The organism is Pseudomonas asiatica (genome assembly GCF_009932335.1).
Classification (GTDB): domain Bacteria; phylum Pseudomonadota; class Gammaproteobacteria; order Pseudomonadales; family Pseudomonadaceae; genus Aquipseudomonas; species Aquipseudomonas asiatica.
On record NZ_BLJF01000002.1, the window covers coordinates 49,506 to 69,293 of the forward strand.

At 63.5% G+C, this 19,788-nt stretch carries 22 protein-coding genes; 15 read left to right on the forward strand and 7 right to left on the reverse strand.

Features of this window, described 5'->3' with window-relative positions; genetic code table 11:
- Positions 1–27 precede the first annotated feature (27 nt).
- Complete coding sequence (locus GYA95_RS19610) at positions 28–330, reverse strand: hypothetical protein (RefSeq protein ID WP_015268536.1); 303 nt, start codon at positions 328–330, stop codon at positions 28–30.
- 147 nt (positions 331–477) lie between these two features.
- On the opposite strand from GYA95_RS19610, the gene GYA95_RS19615 reads away from it, so the two are divergent.
- A complete protein-coding gene (locus GYA95_RS19615; protein WP_015268537.1) occupies positions 478–1,140 on the forward strand; it encodes a glutathione S-transferase in 663 nt (220 codons plus the stop codon).
- 132 nt (positions 1,141–1,272) lie between these two features.
- Here GYA95_RS19615 and argH read toward each other — a convergent pair whose 3' ends face one another.
- On the reverse strand, positions 1,273–2,667 hold the full coding sequence (gene argH, locus GYA95_RS19620; protein ID WP_015268538.1) for an argininosuccinate lyase: 1,395 nt from the start codon (positions 2,665–2,667) through the stop codon (positions 1,273–1,275).
- A gap of 298 nt (positions 2,668–2,965) precedes the next feature.
- Here argH and GYA95_RS19625 point away from each other — a divergent pair, with 298 nt between their 5' ends.
- The 7 genes from GYA95_RS19625 to GYA95_RS19655 all read left to right on the forward strand — a co-directional run bounded on the left by GYA95_RS19625 (position 2,966) and on the right by GYA95_RS19655 (position 9,417).
- On the forward strand, positions 2,966–3,709 hold the full coding sequence (locus tag GYA95_RS19625; protein ID WP_015268539.1) for a LytR/AlgR family response regulator transcription factor: 744 nt from the start codon (positions 2,966–2,968) through the stop codon (positions 3,707–3,709).
- 192 nt (positions 3,710–3,901) lie between these two features.
- On the forward strand, positions 3,902–4,843 hold the full coding sequence (gene hemC / locus GYA95_RS19630; protein ID WP_015268540.1) for a hydroxymethylbilane synthase: 942 nt from the start codon (positions 3,902–3,904) through the stop codon (positions 4,841–4,843).
- The gene (locus tag GYA95_RS19635) at positions 4,840–5,607 is read left to right on the forward strand and encodes a uroporphyrinogen-III synthase (protein ID WP_015268541.1); all 768 of its coding nucleotides are present in this window, start codon (positions 4,840–4,842) and stop codon (positions 5,605–5,607) included. Before hemC ends, GYA95_RS19635 begins: the two co-directional genes overlap by 4 nt.
- A gap of 45 nt (positions 5,608–5,652) precedes the next feature.
- Complete coding sequence (locus GYA95_RS19640; RefSeq protein WP_015268542.1) at positions 5,653–6,753, forward strand: uroporphyrinogen-III C-methyltransferase; 1,101 nt, start codon at positions 5,653–5,655, stop codon at positions 6,751–6,753.
- Positions 6,750–7,988 (forward strand): heme biosynthesis protein HemY, encoded by a 1,239-nt coding sequence (locus GYA95_RS19645; protein WP_015268543.1) that lies wholly within the window; start codon positions 6,750–6,752, stop codon positions 7,986–7,988. Before GYA95_RS19640 ends, GYA95_RS19645 begins: the two co-directional genes overlap by 4 nt.
- Positions 7,989–8,209: 221 nt before the next feature.
- Entirely contained in the window at positions 8,210–8,716 is a 507-nt protein-coding gene (locus GYA95_RS19650; RefSeq protein ID WP_015268544.1) for a disulfide bond formation protein B, read from the forward strand.
- 230 nt (positions 8,717–8,946) lie between these two features.
- Positions 8,947–9,417: an Rsd/AlgQ family anti-sigma factor gene (locus tag GYA95_RS19655; RefSeq protein WP_015268545.1), complete on the forward strand. Its 471-nt coding sequence runs from the start codon at positions 8,947–8,949 to the stop codon at positions 9,415–9,417.
- A 9-nt stretch (positions 9,418–9,426) separates the two neighbouring features.
- On the opposite strand, the gene GYA95_RS19660 is transcribed toward GYA95_RS19655, so the two are convergent.
- Positions 9,427–10,065: an FKBP-type peptidyl-prolyl cis-trans isomerase gene (locus GYA95_RS19660; protein WP_015268546.1), complete on the reverse strand. Its 639-nt coding sequence runs from the start codon at positions 10,063–10,065 to the stop codon at positions 9,427–9,429.
- Between the two features lie 380 nt (positions 10,066–10,445).
- Between GYA95_RS19660 and GYA95_RS19665 the strand changes: the two genes are divergently transcribed.
- Positions 10,446–11,564: an AlgP family protein gene (locus GYA95_RS19665; RefSeq protein WP_015268547.1), complete on the forward strand. Its 1,119-nt coding sequence runs from the start codon at positions 10,446–10,448 to the stop codon at positions 11,562–11,564.
- Here GYA95_RS19665 and GYA95_RS19670 read toward each other — a convergent pair.
- Complete coding sequence (locus GYA95_RS19670) at positions 11,540–12,022, reverse strand: TIGR02444 family protein (RefSeq protein ID WP_015268548.1); 483 nt, start codon at positions 12,020–12,022, stop codon at positions 11,540–11,542. The two genes, GYA95_RS19665 and GYA95_RS19670, sit on opposite strands and share 25 nt — an antisense overlap.
- Before the next feature lie 50 nt (positions 12,023–12,072).
- On the opposite strand from GYA95_RS19670, the gene GYA95_RS19675 reads away from it, so the two are divergent.
- From GYA95_RS19675 to GYA95_RS19685, 3 genes are all read left to right on the forward strand, one after another.
- Positions 12,073–13,983 carry an ATP-binding cassette domain-containing protein gene (locus GYA95_RS19675; RefSeq protein WP_015268549.1) on the forward strand — a complete coding sequence of 637 codons (1,911 nt, stop codon included), beginning with the start codon at positions 12,073–12,075 and terminating at the stop codon, positions 13,981–13,983.
- A complete protein-coding gene (locus GYA95_RS19680) occupies positions 13,983–14,570 on the forward strand; it encodes a mechanosensitive ion channel family protein (RefSeq protein ID WP_015268550.1) in 588 nt (195 codons plus the stop codon). Before GYA95_RS19675 ends, GYA95_RS19680 begins: the two co-directional genes overlap by 1 nt.
- Before the next feature lie 203 nt (positions 14,571–14,773).
- A complete protein-coding gene (locus GYA95_RS19685; protein ID WP_015268551.1) occupies positions 14,774–15,406 on the forward strand; it encodes a LysE family transporter in 633 nt (210 codons plus the stop codon).
- 48 nt (positions 15,407–15,454) lie between these two features.
- Here GYA95_RS19685 and GYA95_RS19690 read toward each other — a convergent pair whose 3' ends face one another.
- Complete coding sequence (locus GYA95_RS19690; RefSeq protein ID WP_015268552.1) at positions 15,455–16,207, reverse strand: slipin family protein; 753 nt, start codon at positions 16,205–16,207, stop codon at positions 15,455–15,457.
- Positions 16,208–16,209: 2 nt separating this feature from the next.
- On the reverse strand, positions 16,210–17,556 hold the full coding sequence (locus GYA95_RS19695; RefSeq protein WP_015268553.1) for an NfeD family protein: 1,347 nt from the start codon (positions 17,554–17,556) through the stop codon (positions 16,210–16,212).
- Between the two features lie 98 nt (positions 17,557–17,654).
- On the opposite strand from GYA95_RS19695, the gene GYA95_RS19700 reads away from it, so the two are divergent.
- The 3 genes from GYA95_RS19700 (at position 17,655) to GYA95_RS19710 (ending at position 19,125) form a co-directional block, all read left to right on the forward strand.
- On the forward strand, positions 17,655–18,113 hold the full coding sequence (locus GYA95_RS19700; RefSeq protein ID WP_015268554.1) for an aminoacyl-tRNA deacylase: 459 nt from the start codon (positions 17,655–17,657) through the stop codon (positions 18,111–18,113).
- Positions 18,114–18,174: 61 nt separating this feature from the next.
- Positions 18,175–18,417 (forward strand): DUF2789 domain-containing protein, encoded by a 243-nt coding sequence (locus tag GYA95_RS19705; RefSeq protein WP_015268555.1) that lies wholly within the window; start codon positions 18,175–18,177, stop codon positions 18,415–18,417.
- A 69-nt stretch (positions 18,418–18,486) separates the two neighbouring features.
- On the forward strand, positions 18,487–19,125 hold the full coding sequence (locus tag GYA95_RS19710; RefSeq protein WP_015268556.1) for a hypothetical protein: 639 nt from the start codon (positions 18,487–18,489) through the stop codon (positions 19,123–19,125).
- A 6-nt stretch (positions 19,126–19,131) separates the two neighbouring features.
- Here the strand turns inward: GYA95_RS19710 and GYA95_RS19715 are convergent, their stop codons facing one another.
- Entirely contained in the window at positions 19,132–19,569 is a 438-nt protein-coding gene (locus GYA95_RS19715) for a CBS domain-containing protein (RefSeq protein ID WP_015268557.1), read from the reverse strand.
- Positions 19,570–19,788 lie beyond the last annotated feature (219 nt).

Sequence of the window (19,788 nt, forward strand, 5' to 3'; positions counted from 1 at the left end):
GGTGCCTGATCTTCGAGTGTAGCCGGGTTATTCGTCCTCGCCTTGATCCATCTCAGGTGGTAACTCTGGCAGCGCCCGCAGCGCGCTTTCATACCACTCGCTGTTGAACGCGCGGTCTTCCACCAGCATGTTGTCGATCTCGAAGGCCAGCACATGGGCCATCAGGTTGAGAATGTCTTCACGCTCATAGCCAACCAGGGTCAGCTTGTTGAAGGTGGCCTTGGCCGCAGGCGGCTCGCCGCTTTCTATCTGGTTCTCGATAGCCTGGGTCAGCGTTGCCTCGGCGAAGGCTTCGTCGTCGTCATTGTCGATTTCGGTGGGCTCGCTCATGGCGGTACTCCTGTGATGGGATGCACAGTGTGCCACGCCCGTGGCGGCAATGCCCGGGCATTGACAGGGTGCATGACGCTGGTCAGGGGCGGTCGTACGGTCTATAAAAGCCGGGCCAACCCCTTACGGCCTGGAGGCTGTTACCTCATGCTCAAGCTTCATGGATTCTCGGTCAGCAACTACTACAACATGGTCAAGCTGGCCCTGCTGGAAAAAGGCCTGCCCTTCGAAGAAGTCATCTTCTATGGCGGCCAGGCGCCACAGGCGCTGGAAGTGAGCCCGCGAGGCAAGGTGCCGGTGCTGCAGACCGAACACGGCTTCCTCAGCGAAACCAGTGTGATTCTCGACTATATCGAGCAGACCCAGGGCGGCAAGGCGCTGCTGCCTGCCGACCCGTTCGGGCAGGCCAAGGTGCGTGAGCTGCTCAAGGAAATCGAGCTCTACATCGAGCTGCCGGCGCGTACCTGCTATGCCGAGTCTTTCTTTGGCATGCAGGTCGAGCCACTGATAAAGGAAAAAGCTCGCGCGGATCTGCTGGCCGGTTTTGCCACGCTCAAGCGTAACGGCCGCTTCGCCCCCTATGTGGCGGGTGAGCAACTGACCCTGGCAGACCTGATGTTCTGCTTCTCGGTCGACCTGGCCTACGCGGTGGGCAAGAAGGTGCTGAACATCGACTTCCTGGCGGACTTCCCGCAGGCCAAGGCGTTGCTGCAGCTGATGGGCGACAACCCGCACATGGCGCGGATCGTGGCGGACAAGGAGGCGGCGATGCCGGCCTTCATGGAGATGATTCGCAGCGGTAAACGCTAAAAGCTGGGGCTGCTTCGCAGCCCATCGCCGGCAAGCCAGCTCCCACAGTTACAGCGCTTACCTTGAGGGTCACGCCATACCTGTGGGAGCTGGCTTGCCGGCGATCGAGGGCAAAGCCCTCGCCTTGAGGCCTTAACGCGAAGCCAGCAGCGCCTTGCCGCGGGCTACGGCCGCACGCACCTGCGCCGGTGCGGTACCACCAATGTGGTTACGGGCATTCACCGAGCCTTCCAGGGTCAGCACGGCAAACACGTCCTGCTCGATCTGGTCGCTGAACTGGCGCAGTTCGTCCAGGCTCATTTCGGCCAGGTCCTTGCCGGTTTCCACGCCATACTTCACCGCGTGACCCACGATCTCATGGCAGTCACGGAACGGCAGGCCACGGCGTACCAGGTAGTCGGCCAGGTCGGTGGCAGTGGAGAAACCGCGCAGGGCCGCTTCACGCATGATGGCGTGCTTGGGCTTGATGGCCGGAATCATGTCGGCAAAGGCACGCAGCGAGTCGCGCAGGGTGTCGGCGGCGTCGAACAGCGGTTCCTTGTCTTCCTGGTTGTCCTTGTTGTAGGCCAGCGGCTGGCCTTTCATCAGGGTCAGCAGGCCGGTCAGGGCGCCGAACACACGGCCGCTCTTGCCACGTACCAGTTCCGGCACGTCCGGGTTCTTTTTCTGCGGCATGATCGAGCTGCCGGTGCAGAAGCGGTCTGGCAGGTCGATGAACTGGAACTGCGCGCTGGTCCATAGCACCAGCTCTTCGGAGAAGCGCGACAGGTGCATCATCGCCACACTGGCGGCGGCGCAGAATTCGATGGCGAAGTCGCGGTCCGACACGCCGTCCAGCGAGTTGCCGGCCACGGCTTCGAAGCCCAGCAGCTTGCAGGTGAGCTCGCGGTCGATCGGGTAGGTGGTGCCTGCCAGCGCGGCGCTGCCCAGGGGCATGCGGTTGGCACGCTTGCGGCAGTCGACCAGGCGCTCGTAGTCGCGGCTGAGCATTTCGAACCAGGCCAGCAGGTGATGGCCGAAGGTGACCGGCTGTGCCGTCTGCAGGTGGGTGAAGCCGGGCATGATGGTTTCGGCTTCACGCTCGGCCTGCTCCAGCAGGCCCTGCTGCAGGCGAGTAATCTCGGCCAGGATCAGGTCGATTTCGTCGCGCAGCCACAGGCGAATGTCGGTGGCCACCTGGTCGTTGCGGCTACGGCCGGTGTGCAGCTTCTTGCCGGTGATGCCGATACGGTCGGTCAGGCGTGCCTCGATGTTCATGTGCACGTCTTCGAGATCGACGCGCCAGTCGAAGGTGCCGGCTTCGATCTCACCCTGGATGGTCTTCAGGCCATCGATGATGGTGTCGCGCTCGGCATCGCTGAGCACGCCGACCTGCGCCAGCATGGTGGCATGGGCGATCGAACCCATGATGTCGTGGCGGTACAGGCGCTTGTCGAAATCGACCGAGGCGGTGAAACGGGCGACGAAGGCGTCGACGGGTTCACTGAAGCGGCCGCCCCAGGACTGATTGGTCTTGTCGGTGCTCATGGATTCACTCATTGCAGGCGTGAACGAAAAAGTGGCGCCGATGATAGCAGGGTTTGGGCCGGCCGCCGCAGGGCGCTGGTCGACAGAATTGCGCGGAAAACGATAGAGAAGGATTTGCAGGAATGAACGGCAGTGTTCCACGGACCGTCTACAGTTGGACAGGAGGACTGGCAGTGAATCTGCCGGCCGAGTGAATCTTTGGCCTTCGCACCGGTCTAGAGCGTGACCTTAGTGTCGCTCGAACCATACCTGTCTACGCTATACCTGTGCGAGACTCATTCAGGAATCCAGCGCAATTATGAATGTCCTGATCGTTGATGACGAACCCCAAGGCCGTGAGCGCCTTAGCCGGCTGCTCGGCGAACTGGAGGGTTACACCGTGCTGGAGCCTAGCGCCACCAACGGCGAGGAGGCCTTGGCGCTGATCGAAAGCCTTAAGCCCGATGTGGTCCTGCTGGACATCGGCATGCCAGGCCTGGATGGCCTGCAGGTTGCTGCTCGCTTGTGCGAGCGCGAGGCGCCTCCGGCGGTGGTGTTTTGCACCGGGGACGATGAATACGGTGCCGAGGCTTTCAAGGACAGTACCCTCAGCCATGTGACCAAACCTTTCCAGGCCCAGGCCTTGCGCGATGCCCTGCGCAAGGCCGAAAAGCCCAACCGCGCCCAGTTGGCGGCGCTCACCAGGCCGGCCAACGAAGGCGGCGGCCCGCGTAGCCACATCAGTGCCCGCACGCGCAAAGGCATCGAGCTGATCCCTTTGCCCCAGGTCATCTATTTCATTGCCGACCACAAGTACGTGACCTTGCGCCACGAGGCCGGGGAAGTGTTGCTCGACGAGCCGCTCAAGGCCCTGGAAGACGAGTTTGGCGAACGCTTCGTGCGTATCCACCGCAATGCCCTGGTCGCCCGTGAGCGTATCGAACGCCTGCAGCGCACGCCGCTGGGGCATTTCCAGCTATACCTGAAAGGCCTGGACGGTGACGCCCTGACCGTCAGCCGGCGCCATGTGGCCGGTGTGCGCAAGATGATGCAAACCCTCTGAGCCTGTACCGGCCCAATCGCCGGCAAGCCAGCTCCCACAGGTATAGTGTCAGCCTTGAGCCTTGCACGGCTGAGGGAGCTGGCTTGCCGGCGATTGGGCGGTACAGGTAAGCACAGGATCCTGATCCACATCTGCTAGCGATACCGGCGATGCTGTTATCATCGACAGCATTTCTCTGGATCGGGGCGTTCCATGTCCACTCGCGAAATCCGCATTGCCACCCGTAAAAGTGCCTTGGCCCTGTGGCAGGCCGAATACGTCAAAGCCCGCCTCGAGCAGGCCCACCCCGGTCTGCTGGTGACCCTGGTGCCCATGGTCAGCCGTGGCGACAAGCTGCTCGACGCGCCGCTGGCAAAGATCGGTGGCAAGGGGCTGTTCGTCAAGGAACTGGAAACCGCCCTGCTGGACAACGAAGCCGACATCGCCGTGCATTCGATGAAGGACGTGCCCATGGACTTCCCCGAAGGCCTGGGCCTGTACTGCATCTGCGAGCGCGAAGACCCGCGCGATGCCTTCGTTTCCAATACCTTTGACAGCCTCGATGCGCTGCCTGCCGGCAGCATTGTCGGTACCTCCAGCCTGCGTCGCCAGGCCCAGTTGCTGGCGCGTCGCCCGGACCTGGAAATCCGCTTCCTGCGTGGCAACGTCAACACCCGCCTGGCCAAGCTAGATGCCGGTGAGTACGACGCTATCATCCTTGCCGCTGCCGGCTTGATTCGCCTGGGTTTCGAGGACCGCATCACTTCCGCCATCAGCGTCGATGACAGCCTGCCGGCAGGCGGCCAGGGTGCGGTGGGTATCGAATGTCGCAGTGCCGACCACGAAATCCATGCACTGCTGGCACCGCTGCACCATGCCGATACTGCCGACCGGGTGGTGGCCGAGCGTGCCCTGAACAAGCGCCTGAATGGTGGCTGCCAGGTACCGATTGCCTGCTATGCGGTGCTTGAAGGTGACCAGCTGTGGCTGCGTGGCCTGGTAGGCCAGCCCAGCGGCGGTACCCTGTTGGTGGCCGATGCCCGCGCACCACGTACTGCCGCCGAAAGCCTGGGCGTGCAGGTGGCCGAGGACCTGCTGGGGCAGGGCGCCGAGGCCATCCTCAAGGAAGTCTACGGCGAGGCCGGCCACCCGTGAGTTCGTGGCGCCTGTTGCTGACCCGGCCTGCCGAGGACTGTGCGGCACTGGCGCAAAGCCTGGCAGCGGCGGGGGTAGCCAGCAGCTGCCTGCCGCTGCTGGCAATCGAGCCCGTCGCTGTGGACAACCAGCAACGCCTGTTGCTGGAAGGCCTGCACGCCTTCCAGGCGATCATCGTGGTCAGCAAGCCGGCAGCCCGTTTGTTGCTTGAGCAATTGGCCGAGGCCGGCCTGCGGCCACCCATGCAAGGTTGGTTCACCGTGGGCGAGGCGACCGCCGCCGTGCTTCAGGGTGCAGGCGTGGCGGTGAGCGTCCCGCCACGCGGCGATGACAGCGAAGCGTTGCTGGCGCTGCCAGCCCTGCACCAGGCAGTTGCCGTGCCGGCACCGCGGATCTTGATCGTTCGTGGTGTGGGAGGTCGCGAACTGCTGGCAGAGCGTCTTGCAGAGCAAGGTGCTAGTGTCGATTATCTGGAACTGTATCGTCGCTGCCTGCCGGCTTACCCGGCGGGCACCCTGATGCGCCGCATCGAAGCGGAACGCCTCAATGGCCTGGTGGTCAGCAGTGGGCAGGGTTTTGAACACTTGCAGCAGATGGCCGGCGCCGATTGGCCGCAGCTGGCGCGTCTGCCGCTGTTCGTGCCCAGCCCTCGGGTTGCCGATCAGGCCAGGGCCGCCGGGGCCCAACAGGTTGTGGATTGCCGTGGCGCCAGTGCCACGGCCTTGCTGGCAGCCGTGCAGCGCAGCGCTGCACCTGCCTCTTAAGGCGCTAAGCTGAACGCGATGCGCCCCCATGCAAAGGATGGATACGTGAGCGAGACTGTCTTGTCCAATAACGATCAGCCGTCGGCACAGGCGCCGGCGGAACCCGTCACCACCCCACCTGCCAAGCGCTCCGGCAGTGGCCTGGCAACGCTGGCCCTGCTGTTGGGCGCGGCCGGGGTGGCGGTAGGTGGCTGGGGTGTCTGGCAGGTGCGTCAACTGCAAGGCAGCGAATTCAACCAGGGCCAGCACATCGAGGCGCTGAACCAGCGCGCCGAGGCCCTGCAGCAGCGTGAGCAGCAGATCAGCGCGCAACTGGCCAGCCTGCCGGCAGCCAGCGAGCTGGAAGACCGCCGCCGCCTGGTGGCACAGTTGCAGGGTGACCAGCAACGTCTCAGCCAGCGCCTGGAAACCATACTGGGCGAAAGCCGCAAGGAATGGCGCCTGGCCGAGGCCGAGCACCTGCTGCGCCTGGCCACCCTGCGCCTGTCGGCGCTGCAGGACATCACCAGTGCCAAGGCCTTGGTCGAGGGGGCGGACGAGATCCTGCGCGAGCAGAGCGATCCGGGTGCCTTCGCCGCCCGTGAGCAATTGGCGCGCAGCCTGGCCACGCTCAACAGCACTCAGCAACCGGACCGTACCGGCCTGTTCCTGAAACTCGCCGCTCAGCGCGAGCTGGTGCAGCAACTCAGCGCCCAGTCGCCAGAGTTCGACACCAATGCCGATGCCCTGGGCGCGCTCACCGCCGATGGTGATGGCGCCAGTCGCCTGTCCCAATGGTGGGCCGAAATCTCCAAGTACTTCCAGATCGACTTCAACGCCGATGACAACGTGCGTCCGCTGCTGGCCGGGCAGCAACTGAACCAGCTGCGTCTGGCCCTGAGCCTGACCATCGAGCAGGCCCAGTGGGCAGCGCTCAATGGCGATAGCAAGGTCTACACCCAGGCGCTGGACGACGCCCGCAGCGTGCTGCTGGCCAACTTCAACGCCGACAACCCGCAAAGCAAGGCCATGCTTGACAGCCTCAATGCCTTGGCCGAACAGCCGGTGTCGGTGGTTACCCCTGACCTCAGCGAAAGTCTGGCCGCAGTGCAGGCCTATATCCAGCGCCGCCACCTGCCGGCCGATGCTGAAGGGGGCAAGCCATGAAGCGTGTCTACCTGCTGGCCGTGCTGGCGATCGTGGTCGCCGCGGCGCTAGGTATCGCGGTCGCCAAGCACAGCGGCTACGTGCTGATCTCCTATGGCAGCTTCCGCTACCAGTCGGGGCTGTGGGCGGCCTTGGCCGGCTTGCTGGTTGTGGTGCTGTTGCTGTGGCTGGTGCGCTACCTGGTCGGCCTGGTGCTGACTTCCAGTGGCGTGGTCAACCCGTGGTCGCGGCGTAATCGCAGCCGGCGAGTTCGTCTGGCCATCGAGCAGGGCCAGCTGGACCTCGCCGAGGGCCGTTGGGCCAGTGCCCAGCGCCATCTGCACCGTGCCGCCGAGGCCGAGCGCCAGCCGTTGCTGTATTACCTTGGTGCCGCGCGTGCCGCCAACGAGCAAGGCCGAACCGAAGACAGCGACAACCTGCTGGAACGTGCTCTGGAGCGCCAGCCGCAAGCGGAGCTGGCTATTGCCCTGACCCATGCGCAATTGCAGATGGACCGTGGCGAAAGCGACGGCGCGCTGGAAACCCTGCTGGCGATGCAGGAGCGCCACCCGCACAACGGCCAGGTGCTGCGCCTACTGCAGCGCCTGCACCTGGAACGCGGCGACTGGTCTGCCCTGATCCGCCTGCTGCCTGACCTGCGCAAGGGCAAGGTGCTGCCGGCCGCCGAGCTGGCTGCCCTGGAGCAACGTGCCTGGGGCCAGAACCTGAGCCTGGCCACCACCCGTGGCGAGGATGCGCAAAGCGCCCGTCAGGCTCTGGAGCGCGCCTGGCAGCAACTGACTGCTGCCCAGCGCCAGGAGCCACAACTGGTGCTGGCCTATGCCGAGCAATTGCGTCAGGTGGGCGCCCAGAGCGAAGCGGAACAAGTGCTTCGCACCGCTCTCAAGCGTGAATACGAAAGCCATCTGGCACGCCTGTACGGCCTGGTGCGCGGCGATGACCCGGCGCGCCAGCTGCAAACAGCCGAAGGTTGGCTCAAGGCCCACCCGCAAGATGCCAGCCTGCTGCTAACCCTGGGCCGTCTGAGCCTGCAGAACCGCTTGTGGGGCAAGGCACGGGACTATCTGGAAAGCAGCCTGCGCATGGAACGCAACCCCGAGGCCTGTGCCGAGCTGGCGCGCCTGCTCGCCGGCCTTGGCGAGACCGAGCGCAGCAACCAGCTGTTCCAGGAGGGCCTCGGCCTGCTGGACGAGCGCCTGCTGGCCCTGCCTTTGCCCGAAGGCGTACGCGCCTGACCTACCCCAGGGCCCGCGCAAAGGTGCGGGCTTCGGGGGCGGGTAACTTTTCTCTCTGTGTAAGTTAGATCTGCAGTCCATTTCTTCAGACGTTTCCTACCGCATGGTTGGAAATTTCCTTAGCGATTCAGCGACTTGTCCTTACTGTCGCGCCTTGAAACAAAGCGCTTCTTTCCTCTACCGTTTCAAGCCTCTTCATTATCCCGGGACCTTCACCGCCCATGCTGCCGGCCCGTTTGCGCACCTTTTTCCTACCTGCCTGCCTTGCTGCACTGGCGGTACTGGCTGCGTCCTTCCACCTGGAAAGCGTCCTCGGGCTGGTGCCCTGCCCGTTGTGTTTCAGCCAGCGGTTGCTGCTTGGAGTGTACGCAATGCTGTGCCTGGCGGCAGTGCTGCAGGCACCGGGTACGGCGGGCATTCGTTGTTATGCGCGGGCGACGCTGGGCTGTTCGCTGGCCGGGGCGTTGCTGGCAGCGCGACATGTGTGGTTGCAGGGGGATGACGGGGCCATCGCTGTCTGCCCGGTGCCGCTCGGGCGGCTGATCGAGCAATCCTGGGGCGAGGCAGCCCGGCAATTGTTGTTCGGCGGCCCGGATTGCAACTCGCTGACCTGGAGCTTCCTCGACCTGACCCTGCCCGAGTGGAGCCTGTTGGCGTTCCTGCTGCTGGCAATGCTGCCGTTGAGTTGTCTGCTGGCGTATCGTTTCCGCACCCTGGCGAGAACATGACTTGGCGCAAGGTTGCACCATTGGCACGACCAATGGCCGTGTAACTGGGTATTAAACACTTGTATGAACTTTGTCCGCTGCGTACCTTGAAGGGCAGCACGCGCGGGAATAATCTCCCTGCACGCATACCGAAAACACAACTGCTCGATGCCGCCTGCTGATGTCACCTTTGTGCTGCACGGTCGTGGTGCGAGGTGCAGCGGCATCTACCCAGAAGGGAAGAGATCGCCATGCTCGATAGTTGTCAGAACGCTCAGGAACGCTGGGGTGGGGTTCACAAACTGATCGACCGCTGGCTGGAGGAGCGCCAGGAACTGGTGCAGGCTTTCCGCGCGCTGCGCGATGCCAAGCCGGCCTTCGCCGACAAGGACACGAACGGGGACTTTTGCGCGCTCCTCGTTGACTACGTTTCGGCGTGGCATTTCGAAGTCTGCGAGCAGTTGGTCAGTGAGGCCAAGGCCTTCGGCGACGAGAAGGCGCTGAAGCTGGCCGAAGAGATCAACCCACGGATCAACGACAGTACTCAGGTCGCATTGGCCTTCAATGACCATTGCGCCAAGGGTGAGTGCAAAAACACCGAGCGCTTTGCCGAAAAGCTGGGCAAGCTGGGTGGCCTGCTGCACGAGCGCTTCGAACTGGAAGACTGCCTGATCGAAGTGTTGCACAACGCGCACAAGGAAGAAGGCGCATTACCGGCGTGAGTGTTGGCGTCAGTCGCCAACCGCCAGCAGTTCTATCTCGAACACCAGGGGGGTGTAGGGTGCAATCAGGTCGCCCGCACCCTCGGCGCCATACGCTAGCGCCGACGGGATCACCAGGCGCCATTTGGCGCCAGCGTGCATTTTTGGCAAGGCCACCTGCCACCCTTCGATGACTGAGTCCAGGCTGAACCACTGGGGCGTCTGGTTCTGGTCGAACACCGAGCCGTCTGGCAGCCTGCCCACATAGCGCACCTGCACCTTGCCACCGGCTTTGGGCTGCGCGCCCGTGCCTGTTTGCAGTTCGCTGTAGAGCACACCCTCCGGTAGTTCGTGCACGCCATAACGACCACGCTCGTTGGCCATGAAGCGTGTTTCGGCAGCTTGCAGCTTCTGCATGGCGGCATCGCCTTCCTGTGCTTCCTGCTGCTGGAGCAAAGCCTGCATGCGTGCCTTGTCGAGTTTCAGCGGTTGCCCCTGGTAGGACTGGCGCAGGCCTTCTACCAGCGCATCCAACTGCAGGCCCGGCATATCCTGGCGCAGCCGCTCACCCAGGCTGGCGCCGATGCTGTAGGCGAGGTCATGTTCTTCGCTGTCGGCCAGGGCGATGGGTGCCAGCAGGCATAAACCTAAAAGAAGATATCGAGGCATGGTCAGTTCCTGCGCCAATGAGCGGGGAAGTATGCCAGTGTTCCGATTTGTATTGTGTGCTCGCGGTCCCTGTAGGAGCGGCCTTGTGTCGCGACAGGGCTGCAAAGCAGCCCCGGCAATATCTGCGGTGGTGCTGAAATCAAGGGGCTGCTCCGCAGCCCATCGCGACACAAGGCCGCTCCTACAGGAGTGCTGTGCAATACAGATAACTGCCAAATATCAGCAATGATTTATTCAGCAACTACACTTGCTCGGAGCTGCAAGATAACAACTTTGCCCAGGCATGCAACGCGGCGTAAACAATACTGTCAACATGCCCTAGCGGCGGTAGCAGCAGAAGCATAGTATGAGCCGCAATCTCGTCAGCCAGGAGGTAAACCATGTCGGCTAAAAAGAAGCCAGTAAGCACGCCGTTACACCTGCTCCAGCAACTTTCGGGCAGCTTGCTCGAACACTTGGAAGATGCCTGCTCGCAAGCGCTGGCTGATGCGGAAAAACTGCTGGCCAAGTTGGAAAAGCAGCGTGGCAAGGCCCAGGAAAAACTGCACAACGGTCGCCTGAAACTGCAAGACGCGGCCAAGGCAGGTAAAGCCAAGGCGCAGACCAAGGCGCAAAAAGTCATTGGCGAACTTGAAGAACTGCTCGACTCCCTCAAGGAACGTCAAACCCAGACTCGTTCTTATATTCAGCAACTCAAGCGCGATGCCCAGGACAGCCTCAAGCTGGCCCAAGGTGTAGGCAAGGTTCGCGAAGCTGCAGCCAAGGCGCTTGACCAGCGTGCTGCCAAGACCTCCAAACCGGCAGCCGCCAAACCCGTCACCAAGGCTGCTGCGGCCAAACCTGCAGCCAAGCCGGCCGCCAAGGCCACTGCTGCTGCCAAACCTGCAGCCAAGCCAGCCGCCAAGGCCACTGCTGCTGCCAAACCTGCGGCCAAGCCAGCCGCCAAGGCCGCTGCTGCTGCCAAGCCTGCAGCCAAACCAGCTGCCAAAGCCACTGCTGCTGCCAAACCTGCAGCGAAGCCAGCCGCCAAAGCCACTGCTGCTGCCAAGCCTGCAGCGAAGCCAGCCGCCAAGGCCACTGCTGCTGCCAAACCTGCAGCCAAGCCAACTGCCAAGGCTACTGCTGCTGCCAAACCTGCGGCCAAGCCAGCCGCCAAGGCCACTGCTGCTGCCAAACCTGCAGCCAAGCCAGCAGCCAAAGCCACCGCAGCCGCTAAACCTGCAGCCAAGCCAGCGGCGGCCAAAACGCCAGCCAAAGCCGCTGCTGCCAAGCCGGCCGCGAAACCAGCTGCCGCCAAGGCCCCAGCACGTACGGCCGCCAAACCCGCCGCCAAGCCAGCAGCTGCCAAGCCTGTTGCCAGCAAGCCAGCCGAAGCCAAACCGGCTACGCCAGCCGCCAGCAATCTGGCCGCCGCGACCAACTCGGCCACCCCGGCAGCTTCGGTAGCGCCATCGGCACCTGCCAGCACCCCGGCTCAGGCACCGTCTTCGGCGTCCTGAAGCGCTGCCGCCGCGACGCGCAATCCAACCAGCGCGTCGTGGTGGCGGGCCTGGTCCGGCGCCAGCCGGGCCAGCCAGTCGTCCATGGGCTCATGGGCGCTTGCCGGCCATTGTCGCGAACGCTCCTGCAAGCGTTCCAGCAAGGCTTTCTCGGCCTGTAATTCCAACCCTTTAACCTGCTCACGCAACGCCGCCAGCTGCGCATCACTTTGCGCTGCTGCTCGCCACTGTTGGCGCAAGCTACGTAATGGGTTGACCACTTCGCGCTGCCAGGGCTCGGTAACCTCGCGCAATGCGTGTACGCGTTCGTCCCGCACGGCCACGCCACGCGCCTGCAGCCAGGTTGCGCACAGCAGCAGACAGACATCGCCACCCAGCGCCTGCAGTTCAAGGCAGGCGGCTTCCACGCCGGGCCTGGCGTACAGGGCCAGGGCGTGATTCCACAGGTCGGTGTGCATGGTTCCACTCGCGCTATGGGCCGAGGAAGCTGGTAGACTCCGCGACCATCATGATCAGACTATCCAACCTCACTTTACAGCGTGGTCCGCAGCGCTTGCTAGAAGGCGCCGAGATGACCCTGCACACCGGTCACAAGGCCGGCCTGATCGGCGCCAACGGCGCCGGAAAATCCAGCCTGTTCGCCTTGCTGCGCGGTGAGCTGTCGCCCGATGCCGGCGATTGCCAGCTGCCCGGTGACTGGCGCATCGCCCACATGCGCCAGGAGGTCGATACCCTCGACCGCCTGGCCGTGGACTATGTGCTCGACGGTGACGTGCGCCTGCGCAAGGTCCAGGCCGAACTCGCTGCGGCCGAGCAGGCCCACGACGGTACCGCCCTGGCGCGCCTGCACATTGAGCTGGATAGCGCCGACGGCTATACCGCCGACGCCCGCGCACGCAAGTTGCTGGCCGGCCTTGGTTTCACCAACGAACAGATGGACCGCCGCGTCGGCGACTTCTCCGGTGGCTGGCGGATGCGCCTGAACCTGGCCCAGGCCCTGATGTGCCCCTCCGACCTGCTGCTGCTCGACGAGCCCACCAACCACCTGGACCTGGACGCTATCCTGTGGCTGGAGGACTGGCTCAAGGGCTACCCCGGCACGTTGTTGCTGATCTCCCACGACCGCGACTTCCTCGATGCCGTGGTCGACCATGTGCTGCACGTCGAGCAGCGCAAGCTGAACCTGTACAAGGGCGGCTACACTGCCTTCGAGCGCACCCGGGCCGAGCGCCTGGCGCAACAGCAGCAGGCCTACGAGAAACAGCAGGCCCAGCGTGCGCACATGGAAAAGTACATTGCCCGCTTCAAGGCCCAGGCCACCAAGGCCCGCCAGGCACAGAGCCGGATCAAGGCCCTGGAGCGCATGGAGGAGCTATCGGCGGCGCATGTCGATTCGCCGTTCGACTTCGTTTTCCGCGAGTCGCAGAAAATCTCCAGCCCGCTGCTGAGCCTGTCCGAAGGCCGCCTGGGCTACGGTGACAAGGCGATCCTCGACAAGGTCAAGCTGCAGCTCACCCCCGGTGCGCGCATTGGCCTGCTCGGCCCCAACGGCGCTGGCAAGTCGACCCTGATCAAGAACCTCGCTGGCGAGCTCGAGCCACTATCGGGCCGCCTGGTGCGGGGTGAGAACCTGGCCGTGGGCTACTTCGCCCAGCACCAGCTGGACTCTCTGGACGACAAGGCCAGCCCGCTGCTGCACCTGCAGCGCATTGCTCCCACCGAGCGTGAGCAGACCCTGCGCGACTTCCTGGGCGGCTTCGACTTCCATGGCGATCGCGTCGACGAGCCGGTGGTGAACTTCTCCGGTGGTGAGAAGGCCCGCCTGGCGTTGGCCCTGATCGCCTGGGAGCGACCGAACCTGCTGCTGCTCGACGAACCGACCAACCACCTCGACCTGGAAATGCGCCTGGCGCTGACCATGGCCCTGCAGGAGTTTGCCGGTGCCGTGGTGGTGGTGTCGCACGACCGTCACCTGCTCAAGAGCACCACCGACGACTTCCTGCTGGTGGCCGACGGCAAGGTCGACATCTTCGATGGTGACCTGGACGACTACAGCCGCTGGCTGGTCGAGTACCGCCAGCGCAGCGCGCCGGCCAGTACCACCCCGGTCAACCCGGACAAGACCGACAAGAAGGCCCAACGCCAGGCTGCCGCAGCCTTGCGTCAGCAACTGGCCCCGCACAAGAAGGCTGCCGACAAGCTGGAAGCCGAGCTCAACCAGGTGCACGCGCAACTGGCCGAGATCGAGACCGCGCTGGGTGATGGTGGCCTCTACGACGCGTCGCGCAAGGACGAGTTGCGTGACCTGCTGGCGCGCCAGACCAAGCTGAAGCAGCGCGAAGGCGAACTGGAAGAGGCCTGGATGGAAGCGCTGGAAACCCTCGAAAGCATGCAGGCCGAGCTCGAGGCGCTGTCCTGATGGAGGAACTGCGTTCGCTGCTGCCAGGGCAATGGATGGACACCTTCTGGCTGGGCTTGCAGATACTGTTGATCCTGGTAGTGGCCTTCGTCCTGCAGCGCATCGTTGCACGCGGGCTGAGCCGCCTGAGCCAGCGTTACCCGTTGCCGCCGGAGCTGCTGGTGCCGGTGCGTGGTGGCCTGCGCTGGCTGATCATGGGCAGCGCGTTGCTGTTCGTGCTGGAGCGCCTGGGTGTATCGGCGACGGTACTGTGGACAGCACTGTCCGGCTTCGTCGCGGTGGCAGCAGTGGCTTTCTTCGCCATGTGGAGCGTGCTGTCCAACCTGCTGTGCGCGGTGCTGATCTTCACCGTCGGGCCGTTTCGTATTGGTGATGTGGTCGAACTGGTCGACACCCTCGACAAGCCGGGCGTCAAGGGCCGGGTGATTGCCATCAACCTGCTGTTCACCACGCTGATGGAAATGCCCGAGGCGGGCGGGGCGCTGGTGCAGGTGCCCAATAGCCAGTTCTTCCAGAAGTCAGTACGGCGCTGGCGCGGGGCTGAGGTGCAGTCCATGCACAAAGAGTCGTCCGCCGAGGTGGATTGATTAATCCTGTACGGCCCTCTTCGCGGGCTTGCCCGCTCCCACAGGAAATCCATAGCCTTTGAGAGCAGCGCAATACCTGTGGGAGCGGGCAAGCCCGCGAAGAGGCCGGTACTGACGGAGTAAATCCTGCAAAATTTACTGGTTATTTTTTCACCAACACCTTAGCTTAACGTTTTGCAACATATGTCCGAGCGAGGTGTGTGATGTCGATGGAAGTGTGGTTGGGCTTCTTTGCCGCCTGTTGGGTGATCAGCCTTTCACCCGGCGCCGGGGCGATTGCCTCGATGTCCAGTGGCCTGCAATACGGTTTCTGGCGTGGTTACTGGAACGCCCTGGGCCTGCAACTGGGCCTGATCCTGCAGATCGCCATCATCGCCGCCGGCGTCGGTGCTGTTCTGGCTGCCTCGGCCACGGCGTTCCAGATAATCAAATGGTTCGGTGTCGCCTACCTTGTCTACCTGGCCTACAAACAGTGGCGTGCGCTGCCCTTGGACATGAGCGATGAATCCGCCGTGCGTCCGATCGGCAAACCGCTGAGCCTGGTGTTCCGTGGTTTCCTGGTCAACGTCAGCAACCCCAAGGCGCTGGTGTTCATGCTGGCGGTGCTGCCGCAGTTCATCAATCCGCATGAACCGCTGTTGCCCCAGTATGTGGCGATCACCGTGACCATGGTCGCCGTGGATATGCTGGTGATGGCGGGGTATACCGGGTTGGCTGCGCGGGTGTTGCGCTTGCTGCGTACGCCCAAACAGCAGAAGCGTTTGAACCGGACTTTCGCCGGGTTGTTCATTGGCGCGGCCACCTTCCTGGCGACTCTGCGTCGCGCGCCAGTCTGACAGACCGTATGTAGGCCATTCGCGGGCTTGCCCGCGAATGGGCCACCTCTATTTCTGCTTGTCCACCAACCCCTTGAGCAAATCCACCGGCAGCGGAAAGACGATGGTCGAGCTCTTGTCCCCGGCAATCGTCCCCAGCGTCTGCATGTAGCGCAACTGCATCGCCCCTGGCTCCTTGCTCAGCATCTGCGCCGCCTGCATCAACTTCTCCGACGCCTGCAACTCACCTTCGGCATGGATCACCTTGGCCCGACGTTCACGCTCGGCCTCGGCCTGGCGGGCAATGGCGCGCACCATCGATTCGTTGAGATCGACGTGCTTGATCTCGACGTTGGCCACCTTGATACCCCAGGCATCGGTCTGTGCATCAAGCACCTGACGAATGTCCGAGTTCAGTTGCTCGCGTTCGGCCAACAGTTCATCCAGTTCGTGCTTGCCGAGCACCGCGCGCAGCGTGGTCTGGGCCAGCTGGCTGGTCGCCACGAGGAAATCCTCGACCTGGATGATCGCCTTCTGCGGGTCGAGCACTCGGAAGTAGAGCACGGCGTTGACCTTGACCGAGACGTTGTCGCGGGTGATCACATCCTGAGGTGGTACATCCAGCACCACGGTGCGCAGGTCCACCCGCACCATTTGCTGGATTACCGGGATCAGCAGGATCAGCCCCGGCCCCTTCACCTGCCAGAAGCGCCCCAGTTGGAACACCACGCCGCGCTCGTATTCGCGCAGGATGCGGAACGCCGACAGCAACAGCATCGCCAGCACGATCAGCACCGCGCCGAAGCCCAATTGCATGAACATGGTCATTCTCCTTGCGCCGCGGGCGCGGCGGCGCTCACTTCCAGCATGACGCCATGGCGCGCGGTCACCCGCACGTTCTGGCCCGCTTGCAGTGGCGTTGCACACTGCGCTTGCCATTGCTCGCCCTGGGCCAGCACAAAGCCACAGAACGGGTTGCCCGCCATCACCTGTGTGACGGTGACCAGGCTGCCGACCAGGCCGGCGTCACCGCTGACCAGCGCCCGTCGGCGGGCCTTGAGCGCCATGCCCAGCACACCGCCGATCAGCAGCGCCGAGAGCACCGCCAGGATGCCGATCAGGGCCAGCGGGATACCGAAGCCAGGGGCATCGGTGTCGATCAGGATCAGCGCGCCGACCACGAAGGCGACAATGCCGCCAAAGCCGACCACGCCGAAACTGGGCAGGAAGGCTTCGGCGATCATGAAGGCGATGCCGAGCAATATCAGCGCCACCCCGGCGAAGCTCACCGGCAACAGCTGCAGGGCATATAGCGCCAGCAGCAGGCATATACCGCCTACCACGCCGCCGACCGTCGAGCCGGGGTTCATGAATTCGAACAGCAGGCCGTACACACCGATCATGATCAGAATCAGCGCCACGCTGGGGTTGGTGATGACCGCCAACACCCGTGTGCGCCAGTCCGGCAGGTGCTCGACCAGGTTGGCGCCGGCGGTCTGCAGTTGCAGGGGCTGGCCAGCGACAGTGAGCGTTTTGCCATCGAGCTTGTGCAGCAGGTCACGCAGGTCATCGGCCATCAGGTCGATAACGTCAAGCCTCAAGGCCTCGCTGGCGGACAGGCTGACCGCCTCGCGCACGGCCTTCTCCGCCCAGTCGGCATTGCGCCCGCGCAGCTGCGCCAGGCCACGGATGTAGGCCGCCGCATCGTTGACCTGCTTGCGCGCGAGGGTATCGTCATCGCTGCCTTTGGCCTTGTCATCCTTGGGCGTGCCTGGCGGAGCACCGACCTGCACGGGGGTTGCGGCCCCCAGGTTGGTACCGGGCGCCATGGCCGCGACATGGCTGGCATAGAGGATATAAGTGCCGGCGCTGGCGGCGCGGGCTCCGCTGGGGGCGACGAAGGTTGCGACCGGCACTGGGCTGGCGAGAATCGCCTTGATCATCTGGCGCATGGCGCTGTCCAGCCCGCCCGGGGTGTCCATGCGGATAACCACCAGTTGTGCACCCTGTGCCTTGGCCTGGTCGAGGCTGCGCACCAGGTAGTCTGCGCTGGCAGGGCCGATGGCGTCATCGACACCCAGCACCCAGACTGCACCAGGCGCTGCCTGACCGCCTGGCGTAATGCCAAGCAGCAACACCAGCAACAGCCAGCGCCAGCAGCGGGCGATCACCTGTCGTCACCTCGTTTGCCTCTATTGCACAAGTTTAGCCCTGCCTGCTGGTACCCGGCCTAAAATTGGAAATTGGGGGGCGAAACCGGAGGTGCATCATGCGTATGGCAAAGACCCTGCAGGATCGCCTGGACAAGGCCAACTGCGATTACGACATCATTCCCCATCCACATTCGGCCACCAGCCTGGAGTCGGCCCGTACGGCCGGCGTGCCCGCCGAGCGGGTCGCCAAGTCGGTGATGCTCGATGACCGTCATGGCAACTACATCATGGCCGTGCTACCGGCCAACCGGCATCTGGACATGACCAAGGTGCGCATGTCCGGGGCCTGGCAACTGACCCGTGAAAGCGGCCTGCCGAGCCTGTTCGGCGACTGCGAGCGCGGTGCCGTACCGGCCCTTGGCGATGCCTACCAGATAAAAATGCTGGTCGACCCGAGCTTGACCCGCCAGGGCGATGTCTACCTGGAAGCGGGTGACCACGATCACCTGATCCACATGAGCATGGAGCAGTACATGAAACTGGTGCCGCACGCCGAAGTGCGCGAGCTGTGCTGATGTTTTCACACCAATGCCGGGCGGGCGTCGTGGACGGCTTGCCTGGCTCTCAGGAGGAACCATGGAAGCGCCGATTCATCCCTTTGCCGAGCTGTTCAAACAACTGGGCCTGCCTGACGATGCGGTGAGCATCGATCAGTTCATCGCCAGCCACTCGCCACTGAAGAACGACATCAAGTTGGTGGATGCGCCGTTCTGGACCGCTTCCCAGCGCGAGTTTCTCAACGACAGCATCAATGAGGATGCCGACTGGGCGGAGCCATTCGATCAACTCAACGAAGCGTTGCGCCGCCCTCGAAAATAAAGCGCCGAGTGGCACCTGACGAGTGATTGGCCGTTGCTATGCTCAGGAAAACAACAAGGGGATAGCGCGATGAAAGATCCCTACGCACCGGGTTTCTGGTGCTCCGTGACGATCCTGGGCACCCTGACGGCCAGTTACTTCTACGGCATCAGGCAATCGCAACAGATGAACCAGGCAGTGCACTTCCTGTATGCCGCTGCCGCCGTCACCGTGGCGGTTGCACTGGTGGCGCTGGCCTGGATCGCCTGGCAGCAACTGCACCTGAACAAGCGCGAGGTGGTGCAGGGGCGAACGTTGCTGACCATCTGGAACACCAAGGTTGCGCTGCGCCGCGTCGAGACGGTGTTCGACCGCTACTTCTGGGGCAGCTACTGGCATTCGGGGCGCACCTTCGAAGAGGTCATGGGCGAGCTCAAGGGCACGCCGCTGGAGCAGAGCCTGGATGCCCTGAAACGCCAGTGCCGCTTGCTCGACCGCGAAATTCATGACCACCACCACCACTGGCTGGCCAATGCCCGCGACCTGTCCAGCGTGGCCCAGGCCATGGCCCGTGAACGCTACCAGCTGGATCTGGGCGAACCAACCCGCAGCGGCAATGGCAACACTGCCGTGCTCAATCGGGATCTGGAAGTGCTGGTGTACACCTGGTCGGCGCGCCTGCGCAGCTTCGACCATCAGCTGGACGAACTGGAGCGCGCCTACCATTGAGGTGCTTCATTCACCGCGGATGTATTGCTCCAGTTGCAGGATCAGGCTGGCCTGTTCGGCGATGGTTTCCTTGACCAGGTCGCCGATCGACAGCAGGCCGAGCAGCTGGCCATTGTCGACCACCGGCAGGTGGCGCAGGTGGCGGTCGGTCATCAGGTTCATGCAGTAGTCGAGCTTCTGCTTCGGTTCCACGGTGACCACCGGCGCACTCATGATCTCGCGCACAGGGGTGGCGGCGGACGAGCGGCCCTTGAGCACCAGTTTGCGCGCATAGTCCCGTTCACTGACGATACCCACCACCTGGTTGGCCTCGACCACCGGGAGCGCACCGACGTTTTTTTCCGCCAGCATTTTCAGTGCGTCGAGTACCGAGTCATCCGGGCCGATGGTGTACACGGTCTGATGCTGGGACTTGGTCTTGAGGATTTGTTCGACGGTCTTCATACGGGCCTCTGCTGGGGAAAAAGCGATGTCTCGGAGTAAATAAAGCATCCGGCACGGCGCTCTGCACGGCAATGCAGGAAACGGCATCGAGTCGATTGAAAAACGTCATGAGTTGTCGCCTGTGCCGGCCTCTTCGCGGCTAAAGCCACTCCCACAGGGATAGCACCTGGCTCGAGGCCGATGCGGTCGAGGTGGGAGGCTTTAGCCGCGAAGAGGCCG

What these genes read in the sequence shown, in the direction of transcription:
- GYA95_RS19685 (WP_015268551.1), top strand. Translation starts at nt 14,774, where the DNA reads ATGTCGATGGAAGTGTGGTTGGGCTTCTTTGCCGCCTGTTGGGTGATC.
- GYA95_RS19705 (WP_015268555.1), top strand. Translation starts at nt 18,175, where the DNA reads ATGGAAGCGCCGATTCATCCCTTTGCCGAGCTGTTCAAACAACTGGGC.
- GYA95_RS19615 (WP_015268537.1), top strand. Translation starts at nt 478, where the DNA reads ATGCTCAAGCTTCATGGATTCTCGGTCAGCAACTACTACAACATGGTC.
- GYA95_RS19680 (WP_015268550.1), top strand. Translation starts at nt 13,983, where the DNA reads ATGGAGGAACTGCGTTCGCTGCTGCCAGGGCAATGGATGGACACCTTC.
- GYA95_RS19650 (WP_015268544.1), top strand. Translation starts at nt 8,210, where the DNA reads ATGCTGCCGGCCCGTTTGCGCACCTTTTTCCTACCTGCCTGCCTTGCT.
- GYA95_RS19710 (WP_015268556.1), top strand. Translation starts at nt 18,487, where the DNA reads ATGAAAGATCCCTACGCACCGGGTTTCTGGTGCTCCGTGACGATCCTG.
- GYA95_RS19660 (WP_015268546.1), bottom strand. Translation starts at nt 10,065, where the DNA reads ATGCCTCGATATCTTCTTTTAGGTTTATGCCTGCTGGCACCCATCGCC.
- GYA95_RS19670 (WP_015268548.1), bottom strand. Translation starts at nt 12,022, where the DNA reads ATGCACACCGACCTGTGGAATCACGCCCTGGCCCTGTACGCCAGGCCC.
- argH (WP_015268538.1), bottom strand. Translation starts at nt 2,667, where the DNA reads ATGAGCACCGACAAGACCAATCAGTCCTGGGGCGGCCGCTTCAGTGAA.
- GYA95_RS19645 (WP_015268543.1), top strand. Translation starts at nt 6,750, where the DNA reads ATGAAGCGTGTCTACCTGCTGGCCGTGCTGGCGATCGTGGTCGCCGCG.
- GYA95_RS19715 (WP_015268557.1), bottom strand. Translation starts at nt 19,569, where the DNA reads ATGAAGACCGTCGAACAAATCCTCAAGACCAAGTCCCAGCATCAGACC.
- GYA95_RS19655 (WP_015268545.1), top strand. Translation starts at nt 8,947, where the DNA reads ATGCTCGATAGTTGTCAGAACGCTCAGGAACGCTGGGGTGGGGTTCAC.
- GYA95_RS19610 (WP_015268536.1), bottom strand. Translation starts at nt 330, where the DNA reads ATGAGCGAGCCCACCGAAATCGACAATGACGACGACGAAGCCTTCGCC.
- GYA95_RS19700 (WP_015268554.1), top strand. Translation starts at nt 17,655, where the DNA reads ATGCGTATGGCAAAGACCCTGCAGGATCGCCTGGACAAGGCCAACTGC.
- GYA95_RS19625 (WP_015268539.1), top strand. Translation starts at nt 2,966, where the DNA reads ATGAATGTCCTGATCGTTGATGACGAACCCCAAGGCCGTGAGCGCCTT.
- GYA95_RS19675 (WP_015268549.1), top strand. Translation starts at nt 12,073, where the DNA reads ATGATCAGACTATCCAACCTCACTTTACAGCGTGGTCCGCAGCGCTTG.
- hemC (WP_015268540.1), top strand. Translation starts at nt 3,902, where the DNA reads ATGTCCACTCGCGAAATCCGCATTGCCACCCGTAAAAGTGCCTTGGCC.
- GYA95_RS19690 (WP_015268552.1), bottom strand. Translation starts at nt 16,207, where the DNA reads ATGTTCATGCAATTGGGCTTCGGCGCGGTGCTGATCGTGCTGGCGATG.
- GYA95_RS19665 (WP_015268547.1), top strand. Translation starts at nt 10,446, where the DNA reads ATGTCGGCTAAAAAGAAGCCAGTAAGCACGCCGTTACACCTGCTCCAG.